The 13661-nt window shown below is 62.6% G+C and carries 13 protein-coding genes; 7 read left to right on the top strand and 6 right to left on the bottom strand.

The features are described 5' to 3' along the window. The first annotated feature begins 19 nt into the window (after nt 1–19). Entirely contained in the window at nt 20–1522 is a 1503-nt protein-coding gene (locus C9990_RS23165) for a nucleobase:cation symporter-2 family protein (protein ID WP_065901865.1), read from the top strand. Between the two features lie 98 nt (nt 1523–1620). On the opposite strand, the gene C9990_RS23160 is transcribed toward C9990_RS23165, so the two are convergent. Beyond that, entirely contained in the window at nt 1621–2547 is a 927-nt protein-coding gene (locus C9990_RS23160) for a proline iminopeptidase-family hydrolase (RefSeq protein WP_106804792.1), read from the bottom strand. 95 nt (nt 2548–2642) lie between these two features. Beyond that, entirely contained in the window at nt 2643–3407 is a 765-nt protein-coding gene (locus tag C9990_RS23155; RefSeq protein WP_065901861.1) for a LuxR family transcriptional regulator, read from the bottom strand. 183 nt (nt 3408–3590) lie between these two features. Here C9990_RS23155 and C9990_RS23150 point away from each other — a divergent pair, with 183 nt between their 5' ends. From C9990_RS23150 to C9990_RS23125, 6 genes are read left to right on the top strand one after another with little or no spacing between them, the layout of a single operon-like run. Next, nucleotides 3591–4478 (top strand): proline iminopeptidase-family hydrolase, encoded by an 888-nt coding sequence (locus C9990_RS23150; protein WP_106804791.1) that lies wholly within the window; start codon nt 3591–3593, stop codon nt 4476–4478. 3 nt (nt 4479–4481) lie between these two features. Further along, nucleotides 4482–5429, top strand: a complete 948-nt coding sequence (locus tag C9990_RS23145; protein WP_106804790.1) for an ABC transporter permease — start codon at nt 4482–4484, stop codon at nt 5427–5429. Further along, entirely contained in the window at nt 5426–6283 is an 858-nt protein-coding gene (locus C9990_RS23140; RefSeq protein WP_106804789.1) for an ABC transporter permease, read from the top strand. The genes C9990_RS23145 and C9990_RS23140 overlap by 4 nt, the downstream gene beginning before the upstream one ends. Next, the gene (locus tag C9990_RS23135) at nt 6280–7236 is read left to right on the top strand and encodes an ABC transporter ATP-binding protein (RefSeq protein WP_106804788.1); all 957 of its coding nucleotides are present in this window, start codon (nt 6280–6282) and stop codon (nt 7234–7236) included. The genes C9990_RS23140 and C9990_RS23135 overlap by 4 nt, the downstream gene beginning before the upstream one ends. Further along, nucleotides 7233–8252: an ABC transporter ATP-binding protein gene (locus C9990_RS23130; RefSeq protein ID WP_106804787.1), complete on the top strand. Its 1020-nt coding sequence runs from the start codon at nt 7233–7235 to the stop codon at nt 8250–8252. Before C9990_RS23135 ends, C9990_RS23130 begins: the two co-directional genes overlap by 4 nt. Further along, on the top strand, nt 8234–9748 hold the full coding sequence (locus tag C9990_RS23125; protein ID WP_106804786.1) for an ABC transporter substrate-binding protein: 1515 nt from the start codon (nt 8234–8236) through the stop codon (nt 9746–9748). Before C9990_RS23130 ends, C9990_RS23125 begins: the two co-directional genes overlap by 19 nt. 140 nt (nt 9749–9888) lie before the next feature. On the opposite strand, the gene C9990_RS23115 is transcribed toward C9990_RS23125, so the two are convergent. The 4 genes from C9990_RS23115 to C9990_RS23095 form a co-directional block, all read right to left on the bottom strand. After that, on the bottom strand, nt 9889–10629 hold the full coding sequence (locus C9990_RS23115; RefSeq protein WP_065901843.1) for a YciK family oxidoreductase: 741 nt from the start codon (nt 10627–10629) through the stop codon (nt 9889–9891). A gap of 170 nt (nt 10630–10799) precedes the next feature. Continuing rightward, entirely contained in the window at nt 10800–11471 is a 672-nt protein-coding gene (gene mupP / locus C9990_RS23105; RefSeq protein ID WP_065901841.1) for an N-acetylmuramic acid 6-phosphate phosphatase MupP, read from the bottom strand. 4 nt (nt 11472–11475) lie between these two features. After that, nucleotides 11476–12174, bottom strand: coding sequence for a bifunctional 2-polyprenyl-6-hydroxyphenol methylase/3-demethylubiquinol 3-O-methyltransferase UbiG (gene ubiG, locus C9990_RS23100; RefSeq protein WP_003172645.1), 699 nt, complete (start codon nt 12172–12174; stop codon nt 11476–11478). 64 nt (nt 12175–12238) lie between these two features. Further along, nucleotides 12239–13570 (bottom strand): TRZ/ATZ family hydrolase, encoded by a 1332-nt coding sequence (locus C9990_RS23095; protein WP_106804784.1) that lies wholly within the window; start codon nt 13568–13570, stop codon nt 12239–12241. Between the last annotated feature and the right edge of the window lie 91 nt (nt 13571–13661).

The raw sequence follows: 13661 nt of genomic DNA, 5'->3' as shown, positions 1-13661 counted from the left end.
AAACAGAGAACCCCTCACCATGACTATCCCGAAGGCGTCACCGCAGCGGCCAGAAGATGAGAATCTCGGCGTCGCCGCCAACATGGCTTACGGCCTGCAGCATGTGCTCACCATGTACGGCGGCATCGTCGCGGTACCGTTGATCGTCGGCCAGGCAGCCGGGTTGTCGCCGGCAGATATCGGTCTGTTGATCGCTGCATCGCTGTTTGCCGGCGGCCTCGCAACGCTGCTGCAAACCCTGGGGCTGCCGTTTTTTGGCTGTCAGTTGCCGCTGGTGCAGGGCGTGTCGTTTGCTGGCGTGGCAACCATGGTTGCGATTGTCGGCAGCGACGGCGCCGGCGGGGTACCGGCGATTCTCGGCGCGGTGATGGCCGCGTCATTCATAGGCCTGCTGATCACCCCGGTGTTCTCGCGGATCACCCAGTTTTTCCCGCCACTGGTCACAGGCATCGTGATCACCACCATCGGCTTGACGCTGATGCCGGTGGCGGCGCGCTGGGCCATGGGCGGTAACAGCCGCGCGGCGGATTTTGGCAGCATGCCCAATATCGGCCTGGCGGCACTGACATTGGTGCTGGTGTTGTTGCTGAGCAAAATCGGCAGCGCGACCATCTCGCGCCTGTCGATCCTGCTGGCGATGGTGATCGGCACCGTGATTGCAGTGTTCCTCGGCATGGCCGACTTCTCCGGTGTTACCCAGGGGCCGATGTTCGGCTTCCCCACGCCTTTCCATTTCGGCATGCCGACGTTCCATGTGGCCGCGATCATTTCGATGTGCATCGTGGTGATGGTGACCCTGGTGGAAACCTCGGCAGATATCCTGGCGGTGGGTGAGATCATCGACACCAAGGTCGACTCCAAGCGCCTGGGCAACGGCCTGCGCGCCGACATGCTGTCGAGCATGTTTGCGCCGATCTTCGGTTCGTTCACCCAGAGCGCGTTTGCCCAGAACGTCGGCCTGGTGGCGGTCACCGGGGTGAAAAGCCGCTTTGTGGTGGCCACCGGCGGACTGTTCCTGGTGATCCTCGGCCTGCTGCCCTTCATGGGGCGGGTGATCGCCGCGGTGCCGACTTCAGTGCTGGGCGGTGCCGGGATTGTGCTGTTCGGCACGGTGGCGGCCAGTGGCATTCGCACCCTGTCGAAGGTCGATTACCGCAACAATATGAACCTGATCATCGTCGCCACGAGCATCGGTTTCGGCATGATCCCGATTGCCGCGCCGAGTTTCTACGATCACTTCCCCACCTGGTTCGCGACCATTTTTCACTCAGGCATCAGTTCGTCGGCAATCATGGCGATCTTGCTGAACCTGGCGTTCAACCATTTCACCGCAGGCAACTCCGACCAGCAGTCGGTGTTCGTCGCGGGGACTGAGCGCAGCCTGTGCTTCCACGACGTGGCGGCCTTGCGCGAGGGGGATTACTTCAGCGGCGGCAAGTTGTTCGATGCCGAGGGCAAGGAGATTCCGATGGTAGCGGATGTGCCGAGGAAAATGACAAAGCCCGAAACCAGCCACGTTTAACCCTGTGGAAGCGGGCTTGCTCGCGAATGCGGTGAATCAGTCGAAACATAGACCGGCTGACAGACCGCATTCGCGAGCAAGCCCGCACACACGGAGATTCAACTGGCCTTGAGCACTTGGTGCGAACACACCTCATCCAGAAACTTCACCACCGTGCCCATGCACGCCTGGCGCTCTTCCACATGGGGCATGTGGCTGGAGTCTTCAAACAGCGCCCAGCGCACATCGGCGATTTCATCCAGGAACGGCTTGACCACCAGCGGGGTGGCCTCGTCATGCCGGCCGGAAATCACCAGGGTCGGGACATTGATTGCCGACAGGCGGCCGATCGACTTCCAGTCCTTCAAACTGCCGATCACGTGGAATTCAGTCGGGCCGCTCATGGCGTGGTACACCGTGGGGTCCGAATCGACTTGGGCGAAGGTGCGCGCGACTTCTTCCGGCCATGGGTTGACCCGGCACACGTGGTGGTCATAGAACACCCGCGAGGCGGCGAGGTATTCCGGGTCCTGATAAGTGCCGGCGGCTTCATGCTTGAGCAGGGTTTCATGCACACCTTCGGGCAACAGCTTGCGCAGGCGGTTGGCCTCGCTGACCCAGGTGCGCATGCACGTCGGTGAGTTGGCCGGGATAAACGCCCGCAGGCCCTTGGGTTGCAGGATCGCGTGTTCACTGCCGAGCATGCCGCCCCAGGACTGGCCGAGGATCGCGTAGTCGTCGCTGATCTGCAGGTGGTCCAAGAGGTTGTTCAGCTCTGCGAGAAACAGGTCGACCGTCCAGAAAGAGCGGGCTTTGTCGGGCAGGTGGGTCGAGCGGCCGTTACCCAGTTGGTCGTAGTGGATGACGGCGTGGCCGCTGGCGGCGACATCCTTGAACGCGTCTACGTAGTCATGGGTGCAGCCGGGACCGCCGTGAATGACCACCAGCGGGGTGAGGCCGCTGGAGAGGTCGCCGGTGACGCGGTACCAGGTCTGGTAGGCACCAAACGCCGCATAGCCTTCGCGGATTTTTTCGATGAATTCCATTTCGTACCCTGCTCTCTTTGAAAAAGGATCATGGACACGATAATGCGTGCGCGAAATTTAAGTAACTAGCAAAACAGCTAGGTTTTGCCAAGGGATCAATCTTCGAGCAGGCGGTAATGGGTGGCACGCACCACCGCCTGCACACGGTTCTTGGCCCCCAGCTTGTGCATCGCCGAGGCCAGGTGCAGGGTGACCACGGCCAGTGAGCGGCTCAGTTGCGTGGCGATTTCGGCGGCGGTCAGGCCTTCGGCTGCCCATTTGAGGCACTCGCGCTCGCGCTTGGTCAGGTGAATATGCGGGTAAGTGCGCAGTTCCTTGCTGAACAACGGGTAGGCCGCTTCCTGCAATGCGTGGGAAATCAGGCTGAAGTCCGACAGGGTCTGCTGCGCATCCTGCAACACGGAATGTGCTGTGCCGGTCCGCAGGCCTGTGAGCGAGGCGAAGCCGCCACGGGGCAGGTGGATCGGCACGCTGACACCGCAGGTCAGTTGCTGGTCGTGCAGGTAGGACGAAACGGGGGCGTGGCAGGGGTCGATGATGGTTTGCAGGGCGGTGTCGGCCTTGGCTTCGTAGGACCACACGAACGCCGACACCGTGCGCAAGGCCAGGTGTTGCACTGGGTCGATCTGGTAAAACCCTTTGCTGCACCACAACGCATGCCAGTCGGGCGGGGTGTTGCGCAGTTCCAGCACCGAGGGGGTGATCAGTGCACCATCCTGGTCAATCGGCACCGGGGTGTAGTCATACACCAGCGCGTCGAAACCCAGCTGTTGGGCGAGGATAAAAGTGTTGTCCATCTGCTCGTCCAGGCTCCTGCCCGGCATCAGACGCTGATTGAAGGCAGTTAGCTTGGCCAGCATCCGTTCTGCTCCCGAATTCATTTGAATCTCGACTTGCTGCAAGTAGAATGCCACGCCCCGGCGAAGGACAGCCAGGCCAAACCTATAAGAAATGCTAGGTTATGGACGCGCGGCATCCTCGGTAGTGTTGGCCCGACAAAAGGCCGCTACCTGCCAGGCCGACACAACACAAGGAATGTATGCATGTGGCGTGAAATTGCCCCCGACCAGCAGTACAACGTGCAAGTCGACGGCCATAACCTCGTGGCCTACAGCTTTGGCGCAGGCGATGAGGTGCTGCTGTGCCTCAATGGCGGCCCGGGCCTGCCGTGTGACTACTTGCGCGACGCCCATGGCTGGCTCAAGGAGCAAGGCCTGCGAGTGGTTGCATTCGACCAGCTTGGCACGGGCGCATCAGCCAGACCGACCGATGTTTCGCTGTGGGAAATCCGCCGTTATGTCGAAGAAGTTGAAACCGTGCGCCAAGCCCTGGGGCTGGGGCGCGTGCACCTGCTCGGGCACTCCTGGGGCGGCTGGCTCGGTATCGAATACGCCATCCATTACCCCGACGCCCTGAAAAGCCTGATCCTCGAGAACACCGTCGGCGACATTCCCCACCTGTCCCAGGAACTCGAACGCCTGCGGGGCGCGCTCGGCAGCGAAACCGTGGCCATGATGCAGCGCCATGAGGCCATGGGTACCCTTGACCACCCGCAATACCAGGCCGCGATCACCTTGCTCAACTACCGCCACGTCTGCCGCCTGGACGAGTGGCCCGAGCCGGTCAAGCGCTCCCTGGGCGACTGGAACATGGGGCCCTACGAAACCATGCAGGGGCCCAACGAATTCCTCTACATCGGCAACCTCAAGGACTGGAACCGCCTTCCTGAAATGGCCGCGTTCAAGATGCCGATCCTGATTACCACCGGCCAGCACGACGAACTCACCCCGGCCTGCGCCATGCGCATGAAAATGGCGGCCCGGCACGCCGAATTGCACGTATTCCCCAACAGCAGCCATATGCCATTTTATGAGGAGCCCCAAGCGTATTTCCCCGTGCTGCTGGACTTCCTCGCTCGCCATCGAGGTTGACGGATGAACTTGGCGCGCTACCGTTTTGTGCTGTCCCGGCCGCTGCAATTGCTGCCGGTGCTGTTTGGCATCAGCCTGATTACCTTCGTGCTGGTGCGCTCGATTCCGGGCGACCCGGCGCGCGCCTTGCTGGGGTCGCGCAGCACACCCGATGCGTTGCTGAAGATCCGCGCCCAGTACGGCCTCGACCAGCCGCTGTGGCTGCAATATTTCTACTTCCTGAAAAACCTGCTCAAGGGCGACCTCGGCCAATCGCTGCTGTACAAGGTCGACGCCCTGAAACTGATCGTCACCCGCATCGAGCCGACCCTGGTACTGGTGCTCGGCAGTGTGCTGCTGGCGCTGCTGATTGCGCTGCCGTTGGCAAGCTGGGCCGCGCGTAACAAGGGCGGTTGGGTGGATAACCTGATCCGCGTGTTTACCACCGTGGGCCTGGGCATGCCGGCGTTCTGGCTGGGCCTGATGCTGATCCTGCTGCTCAGCGTGCAATGGGGCTTGTTCCCGGTGTCCGGCTACGGGCGGACCTGGCTGGACAAGGCTCACCACATGGTTTTGCCGTGCCTGACCATCGCCCTGGCATTGTCGGCGGTGCTGGTGCGCAACCTGCGGGCGAGCATGTTGATGGAGTTGCAGGCCGACCACGTCACTGCCGCCCGGGCGCGCGGGCTATCGGAAGCGGCGGTGTTTCGCCGCCATGTGTTGCCCAACTCCCTGGTACCGGCGGTCAACCTGCTGGCGGTGAATATTGGTTGGCTGATCAGCGGTACGGTGGTGATCGAAAGCCTGTTCGCGATTCCCGGTATCGGCCAACTGCTGGTGCGCGGCATTTTCACCCGCGACTACATGGTGGTGCAGGGCGTGGCCATGGTGCTGGCGTGCGCGACGGTGCTGGTCAACTTTGTCGCGGACGTGGTGACGGTGGCCCTCGACCCACGGGTAAAAATGCAATGAGTAGCCGCCCGTTGATTGCCCCGTGGCGCTTGCGTCTGCGTTTGGGTTTGCGCAATGGCCGGCTGACGGCCGCGTGGGGGCTGCTGGTGCTGCTGCTGTGGTTGGCCCTGGCGGTGTTTGCGCCGTGGATTGCGCCGTATGACCCGATTGCGCAGAACACCGATATCAGCTTGCTCAGCCCAAGCCTGGCCCATCCATTTGGCACGGACAACTATGGCAGGGATATCCTTTCGAGGGTGATCTGGGGCGCGCGTATCGACCTGCAACTGGCGATCATCGGCGTGATCTTCCCGTTCATGATCGGCACCTTTGTCGGTGCGGTGTCCGGTTACATCGGCGGGCGCTTCGACAGCGTGTGCATGCGCGTGATCGATGTGATTCTGGCGTTCCCGTTCCTGGTGTTGATGTTGGCAATCATGGCCATCCTGGGGCCCGGCCTGAAGAGTTTTTATATCGCCATGGCATTGGTGGGCTGGGTGTCGTACGCGCGGCTGATCCGCTCGCAGATCCTGGTGCTCAAGGAAAGCGACTTCGCCCTGGCCGCCAAGAGCCTGGGCTTTGGCCATGGGCGCATTCTGTTTCGGCACTTGCTGCCCAATGCGCTGTTTGGCTCGATCGTGTTTTCCATGTCCGATGCCGTGCTGGTGCTGCTCAACGGCGCCGCCGTGAGCTACCTCGGCCTGGGGGTGCAGCCACCGACGGCCGAGTGGGGGACGATGGTCGCCGAAGGCCAGGCGTTTATCACCACGGCCTGGTGGATCTGCACCTTTCCCGGCCTGGCCATCGTCACCCTGGCCATGGGCTTCAGCTTGCTGGCCGATGGGGTGGCGCAAGTGTTGGGGGATCGCGCATGAGCCTGTTGCAGGTGCGTGACTTGAGTGTGATCGCCAACAACGCCGGGCACGATGTGACCCTGGTGGACCGGGTGTCCTTCGACCTCGCCGAAGGTGAAGTCCTGGGCCTGGTGGGCGAGAGTGGGTCGGGCAAGACCATGGCCTGCCGTGGCCTGATGCGCCTGTTGCCGTCGCCCAGCCTGCGCGTGCAAGGCGGTGCGGTGCATCTGGCTGGTCGTGATCTGCTGCAACTCGACGATGCCGGCATGCGCGCCGTGCGGGGTGGGCAACTGGGCATGATCTTCCAGAACCCCAGCAGCCACCTCGACCCCTTGATGCGCATCGGCGCGCAGATCGCCGAGGGCGTGCGCCTGCATCAAGGCGCATCGAAAAAAGACGCGCACCGCCAAGCCATCGAGGTGTTGCGCCAGGTCGGCATACCCGATCCCCAGGCACGGGTCGACAACTATCCCCACGAATTTTCCGGCGGCATGCGCCAGCGCGCGATGATCGCCGTGGCCTTGGGTTGCAACCCGAGGGTGCTGATCGCCGACGAGCCGACCACTGCCCTGGATGTGACGGTACAGGCGCAAATCCTGCGGCTGTTGCTCGACCTGCGCGACCAGCGCGGCCTGTCGATCATCATGATCACCCATGACCTCGGCGTGGTGGCGCAGACCTGCGATTCCATCGCGGTGATGTACGCCGGGCGCTTGTGCGAGCACGGCAGCAAATACGCGCTGCTGGCGCATCCGCAACACCCGTACACCGCCGGCCTGATCGACTGCCAGCCGGCCCACAGCAGCGGACATGCCTTGTTGCGCACCATTCCCGGCCAGCCGCCGTTGCTGGATGCGCTGCCGGCGGGCTGCCGGTTCAACCCGCGCTGCCCACAGGCCGGCGCCCTGTGTACCGAAGTGTTGCCCGAAGGTGCGCGGGTGGCGTGTCACTATCCGTTGGGAGCTGGCCCATGAGCCTGTTGCAGATCAAGGATCTGGAGGTGCGCTTTGCGGCGTCCGGTACGGGTGTGTTCGGCCTGAACAAGCAGTGGGTGAGGGCGGTGAACGGTGTGTCGCTGAACCTGGCGGCGGGCGAGACGCTGGGGCTGGTCGGCGAGTCCGGCAGCGGCAAGAGCACGCTGGGGCGGGCGATCCTGCACCTCAATCCGATCAGCGCCGGGCAGGTGTTGTTCGATGGCGTCGACATGGCCCACGGCAGTGCGATCGACATCGCCCGGCTGCGTCACGAAACCGCGATGATTTTCCAGGATCCGTATGCCGCGTTGAATCCGCGCCATACCATCGGCGAGACCATCGCCGAGGTCTTGCGGGTACAGCGCAAGGTCACGCCGGCGCGGATTCCCGACCGCGTCGCCGAGTTGCTCGAACTGGTCGGCCTGCGCCCCGAACTGGCCGGCCGTAAACCCGCCTCCCTCAGCGGTGGCCAGTGCCAGCGCGTGGGGATTGCCCGGGCGCTGGCGGTGGAGCCGCGCCTGATCATCGCCGATGAATGCGTGGCGGCGCTGGACGTGTCGATCCAGGGCCAGATCATCAATCTGTTGCTGGAACTGCAACAGCGCATGAACCTGGCGATCCTGTTTATCGCCCACGACCTGGCCATCGTGCGCCGCCTGTGCGACCGCGTGGCGGTGATGTACCTGGGCAAGATTGTCGAGGAAGGCCCGGTGGAAGCGGTGTTTACCACGCCGCGTCATCCCTACACGGCGGCCTTGATCCAGGCGATTCCGGAGATCGACCCGTATCGGCCGTTGCCTGCCGAGCCGTTGCCCGGCGAACCCCCGAGCCCGCTGAATTTGCCTGCGGGCTGCGCCTTTCACCCGCGTTGTCGGCATGCCCGGGCCATGTGTTCCGTGGTGTTGCCGCCGACTCATTTCCTGCACGAGCATCGGTACAGTTGCGTGCTTGAAGAACCGTTGACCCTTCCTGCCCATCATGAACAAGGAGTTATGACATGCAATCGCGCCACTTGAAGTTGCTCGCCGCCGCCACACTGACGGCCTGGTCGCTGACCGCCGGTTTCGCACAGGCCTCGGGAGTCCTGACCATCGGCTGCCGTGAAGACAGCACCACGTTCGACCCGATCAAAAGCGCGCAAAACCGCGACACCTGGGTGTTCGCCAACGTTTACGACACCCTCGTGCGCGTGGATAACCTGGGCACCAAGATGGAGCCTGGGCTGGCAGAAAGCTGGGACATCTCCAAGGACGGCCTGACCTACACCTTCAAGCTGCGCGATGCGAAATTCTCCGATGGCTCGCCGATCACCGCCGACGACGCCGCGTTCAGCCTGCTGCGCATCCGCGACAACAAAGCCTCGCTGTGGGCAGACCCTTTCAACCTGATCAACACGGCCAAGGCGGCTGACGCGAAAACCCTGGTAGTCACGCTGAAGACCCCGGCGGTGGCTTTTCTCTCGCAACTGGCGTCGCCGACGGTGTCGATCCTGTCGGAAAAGGCCATGACCAAAATGGGCGAGGACGCCTACTCGGAGAATCCAGTGACCTCCGGTGCGTTCACCGTCGACGAGTGGCGCAAGGGTGACCGGGTGATTCTGAAAAAGAACCCGAACTTCTGGCAGGCCGGAAAGGTGAGCCTGGACGGCGTCGAATGGGTATCGGTGACCGATGACAACACGCGCATGCGCATGGTGCAGAACAACGAGCTGGACACAGCGATCTTCGTGCCATTCTCGCGGGTGGAAGAGCTGAAGAAAGACCAGAACGTGGTGATCCACGCCGACCCGTCCACCCGTGAAGATCACCTGCTGATCAACCACGAGCATGGCCTGCTGGCCAAGCCGCAAGTGCGTCAGGCGTTGGACATGGCGATCGACAAGCAATCGCTGGTCAAGACCGCCACTTACGGTCAAGGCACCGTGGCTTATTCCTACATCCCGAAAGGCTCGCTGTACCACTACGCCAACAACCTGCAGCGCCCGTATGACCCGACCGCCGCCAGGAAACTGCTGGAGGAGGCGGGGGCCAAGGACTTGAAACTCAACTACGTGGTCAACGCCGGCAACGAAGCCGACGAGCAGATTGCGGTGATCATCAAGGATCAATTGGCCAAGGTCGGCGTCACCGCCAACCTGCAGAAGGTCGACCCGACCCAAAGCTGGCAGATGCTGGTGGACGGTGACTACGATATTTCGGTGATGTACTGGACCAACGACATTCTCGACCCGGACCAGAAGACCACCTTTGTGCTGGGTCACGACACCAACCAGAACTACATGACCCGCTACAAGAACGACCAGGTCAAGGCGCTGGTGGCGGCAGCGCGGATCGAGGCCGATCCGGCCAAGCGTGAGCAGATGTATATCGACCTGCAGAAACTGGCGAAACAGGATGTGAACTGGATCGACCTGTACTACAGCCCTTACATCAACATCTCACGCAAGAATGTGAGCAACTTCCTGCAAAACCCGCTGGGTCGCTTCACCCTTGAGGAAGTGGTGAAGAACTAAGTTCTAGAGAGCACTGCAATGCAAATGTGGGAGCGGGCTTGCTCGCGAAGGCGGAGTGTCAGTCAACAGAAATACCGACTGATCCACCGCTTTCGCGAGCAAGCCCGCTCCCACATTAGGTTCTGCTGTGTTCCCGATATTTATTGCGCGTCAAACGCCTGCCCGTTGATCCCGGCACTGTCCGGTCCCATCAGGTACAGGTATACCGGCATGATCTCTTCCGGCGCCGGCCGCTCCATCGGGTTTTCACCCGGATACGCCTGGGCGCGCATGCTGGTGCGTGTGCCGCCGGGGTTGATGCTGTTGGAACGTACCGCCGCCACATCCTCGAGTTCGTCGGCCAGGGTTTGCATCAAACCTTCCGTGGCAAACTTCGACACCCCATACGCCCCCCAATACGCCCGGCCCTTGCGCCCGACGCTGCTGGAGGTGAACACCACCGACGCATCCTGGGACAGCTTGAGCAGCGGCAGCAAGGTGCTGGTCAGCATGAACATCGCGTTGACGTTCACGTGCATCACGCGCATGAAGTTTTCACCGGACAACTGCTCGATCGGCGTGCGTGGGCCGATGATCGAGGCGTTGTGCAGCAACCCGTCGAGGTGGCCGAAGGCCTTTTCGATCATCGCCGCCAGCTCATCGTATTGATGCGGCAGTGCCGTCTCCAGGTTGAACGGGATCACCACCGGCTGCGGGTGGCCTGCGGCTTCGATCTCGTCGTAGACCTGGGCCAGGTTGGCTTCGGTCTTGCCCAGCAGCAGCACCGTGGCGCCATGGGCCGCGTAGGTTTTCGCCGCCGCCGCACCAATCCCGCGACCGGCACCGGTCACCAGGATGACGCGGTCTTTGAGCAGTTCTGGACGTGCGGAGTAATCAAACATAAATAGCCTCGACAAAATTCAACAGATTGCTAACACCACGCTTGAGAGTAGTGAAGATCCCCTGTGGGAGCGGGCGTGCTCGCGAAGGTGGTGGGTCAGTTGACATGTTCATTGACTGCCACGCTGCCTTCGCGAGCAAGCCCGCTCCCACATTTAGATCTTCATTGGCCTCAGCAGCTGCAAAGCGCGTTATCCAGCACCTTGCGCAGCTCCAGCGGGTGATCCACCACCACATCGGCGCCCCAGTGACGCGGGTTGTCATCCGGGTGGATGTAGCCGTAGGTCACCGCCGCCGTGCGCGTGCCGGCGTCGCGGCCGGACTCGATGTCGCGCAGGTCATCGCCCACGAACAGCACGCTGGCCGGGTCCAGGTCGAGCATCTTGCAGGCCAGGATCAGCGGCTCCGGGTCCGGCTTGCTGTTCTTCACATGGTCCGGGCAGATCAACAGCGCCGAACGTTCGGCCAGGCCCAGTTGCTGCATGATCGGCTCGGCAAAGCGCACCGGCTTGTTGGTGACCACGCCCCAGATCAGCTTGGCTTTCTCGATGTCTTGCAGCAGTTCTTCCATGCCATCGAACAGCTTGCTGTGGATCGCGCAGCCCTTGAGGTAGCGCTCCAGGAACTCCTGGCGCAACGCTTCAAAACCTGGCGATTCGGGGTCCATGGAAAAGGTCACGGCGACCATGGCGCGGGCGCCACCGGAGATTTCATCGCGGATGTGCTGGTCGTTGATCGGCGCCAGGCCGCGATCGGCACGCATCGCCTGGCAGATGGCGATAAAGTCCGGCGCGGTGTCCAGCAGGGTACCGTCCATATCGAAGAGAACCGCTCGCAACTTCACAGGCTTACTCCTCGCGCAGGGTCTGGATCATGTAGTTGACGTCAACGTCGCTGGCCAGCTTGTAGTGCTTGGTCAACGGGTTGTAGGTCAGGCCGATGATGTCCTTGACGGTCAGCCCGGCCTGGCGGCTCCAGGCACCCAGCTCGGAAGGACGGATGAATTTCTTGAAGTCGTGGGTGCCCCGCGGCAGCAGCTTCATGATGTATTCGGCGCCGATGATCGCGAACAGGTAGGCCTTGGGGTTGCGGTTGATGGTGGAGAAGAACACCTGGCCGCCCGGCTTGACCATGCGGAAGCAGGCGCGGATCACCGAGGACGGGTCTGGCACGTGCTCGAGCATTTCCAGGCAGGTGACCACGTCGAACTGCTCGGGCATTTCCTCGGCCAGGGCTTCGGCGGTGATCTGGCGGTATTCCACGCTCACGCCGGATTCCAGCTGGTGCAACTGGGCCACGGCGAGCGGCGCTTCGCCCATGTCGATCCCCATCACGGTGGCGCCGCGCTGGGCCATGGCTTCGCTGAGGATGCCGCCGCCGCAACCGACGTCCAGCACCTTCTTGCCGGCCAGGTTGACGCGTTCGTCAATCCAGTTGACCCGCAGCGGGTTGATGTCGTGCAGGGGCTTGAACTCGCTCTCGCGGTCCCACCAGCGGTGGGCGAGGGCTTCGAATTTGGCGATTTCGGCGTGGTCGACGTTGCTCATGGTGAATCCTCTAAACCTGATAAATCGTGTGGTCGGTGCCCGGCGCGCACGCCTGGCACCGGCGTTATTCGTGGTGCCCGCTGATGCGTTGGCCCCAGGCAATGGCCGTGGCGGTCAACTGTTGTTCATCCATGCGGGTCAATTGCCGGTCGTCGAGCAACTGCTTGCCGGCGACCCAAAGGTGTTTCACGCAATCGCGTCCGGTGGCATATATAAGCTGTGAGACCGGATCGTAGATCGGTTGTTGCGCCAGCCCGGAAAGATCGAAGGCCACCATGTCCGCGGCCTTGCCGACTTCCAGCGAGCCGATTTCGTTCTCCAGGCCCATGGCGCGCGCGCCATTGAGCGTCGCCATGCGCAGTGCGCGGTGGGCATCCAGGGCGGTGGCCGAGCCGGCGACAGCCTTGGCCAGCATCGCCGCTGTACGGGTTTCGCCCAGCAAGTCCAGGTCATTGTTGCTGGCGGCGCCGTCGGTGCCGATGGCCACATTGACCCCAGCCTGCCACAGGCGCTCCACCGGGCAGAAGCCACTGGCCAGTTTCAGGTTCGACTCCGGGCAATGGATGATGCTGGTGTTGCTTTCTACCAGCAAAGCCAGGTCGTCCTCGCTGATTTGGGTCATATGAACGGCCTGGAAGCGCGGGCCGAGCAGCCCGAGGCGGCCCAGGCGTGCCAGCGGCCGTTCGCCGGTCTGCTCGACGGCCTGTTGGACCTCGAAGGCGGTTTCGTGCACATGCATATGGATCGCGGCGTCCAGTTCCTCGGCGATCACGCGGATCTTTTCCAGGTTGGCATCGCACACGGTGTAGGGCGCGTGGGGACCGAAGGTGATCTTGATGCGCGGGTGGTGCTTGAGGTCGCCGAACAGCTCGATACCCTGGCGGATCGCCTCATCGGCGCTGCTGGCGCCGGGAATCGGGAAGTCGAGGATCGGAATCGCGATCTGCGCGCGCATGCCGCTGTTGTGCACGCAATCGCTGGCGACCTTGGGGTAGAAATACATGTCGGAGAAGCAGGTGATGCCGCCCTTGAGTTGCTCGGCGATGGCCAGGTCGGTGCCGTCCCGCACAAAGGCCTCATCGACCCATTTGGCTTCGGCGGGCCAGATGTGTTTTTCCAGCCACGTCATCAGCGGCAGGTCATCGGCCAGGCCGCGAAACAGGCTCATCGCCGCGTGCCCGTGGGCGTTGATCAGGCCCGGGCTGAGCAGCATGCCCGGCAACTCGCGGACCTCGGTGGCCGCCAGTTTCAGCGCGGCGGCCCTTGGGCCGATAAAGGCAATGCGCCCATCGCGGATCCCCAGGGCATGCTCCTTGAGCACCACGCCGGCAGGTTCGACAGGCACCAGCCAGGTCGGCAGGAGTAATAAGTCGAGCGGGGCGGCAGTGGCGGTCATCGCAGGCTTCTTCCGGGGCAGCTATAAAAGAAGGGCGAAGTATACCCGAGCGTCCAGGCTGGCGGATCGCTATAATCGGCGGCTTTTGTTG

Source organism: Pseudomonas sp. S5D5 (assembly GCF_003013355.1).
In the GTDB taxonomy this organism is placed as follows: domain Bacteria; phylum Pseudomonadota; class Gammaproteobacteria; order Pseudomonadales; family Pseudomonadaceae; genus Aquipseudomonas; species Aquipseudomonas aylmerensis.
The sequence above is the reverse complement of the archived record's forward strand: the minus strand, read 5'-3'. Positions and strand labels throughout refer to the sequence as shown.